This is a genomic window from Vibrio sp. 10N.222.52.B7, from assembly GCF_041474275.1.
Lineage (GTDB): Bacteria > Pseudomonadota > Gammaproteobacteria > Enterobacterales > Vibrionaceae > Vibrio > Vibrio crassostreae_C.
Window position 1 is genome coordinate 1 of record NZ_JBFRTU010000279.1, and the last position, 674, is coordinate 674.

Annotated in this window: 1 protein-coding gene; it reads left to right on the forward strand. The window is 43.3% G+C overall.

Annotated elements, in window-relative coordinates; translation table 11 throughout:
- Positions 1–105 precede the first annotated feature (105 nt).
- Positions 106–674, forward strand: a 569-nt coding sequence (locus AB4512_RS22835; protein WP_372175815.1) for a flagellar assembly protein A, incomplete at its 3' end; no start/stop codon positions are given.

Below are 674 nucleotides of genomic sequence, written 5' to 3' on the forward strand. Positions count from 1 at the left end.
GAAAGTAAGTGATGTGACGCTGATTATTCTAATAATGTGATACTCAGCGCAGAATGAATTATATAGACTGAATAACAACTGAGTCATTAGGGATACTCAATTCGAATGTGGGATAACATCGTTACATTGTCGGAAGACAAGCAACAAGTAATGGCATGTCTGCCAACCGGGATTGTGGTTGACGCAAGCTTTGATAACAAGACGCTGCCACCAACCTTGGAAGCTTTGAATGCATCAAACTATTTTCTTTTCGAAGAAGAGGTGTTGCGTTTCGTTACTCTTGCTAAAGAAGGTAAGGGTGAAGCTTATGAAGGAATCTTGATTGCTGAAGTTCGAAATGCCACTGTTGCGGTCGAACTGTCTGATGATGAGATGTTGGCGAGTCTCGTGGTCACTGGTCCCTACAATGGACACCCACTGCGTGGTAGCGACATCATTCAGTGCTTATCTCTAGCTCAAATAACAAAAGGAATAAATAAGTTAGCGCTCAGAAAAGTTCTGATGATGAGTAGCAAACTTAAGCCCGGGGAAAAGTTTACTCAGCCCGTCGCTAAAGGGACACAACCAGTAAAAGGTAAGGATGCTAAGTTTGCCGCTTTGGTTGAAGATATTACTCGCCAAGTCTTGAAGCCTCGCAGCAAAGACGAAGGCAAGATTGATATGCGAGACTTGGG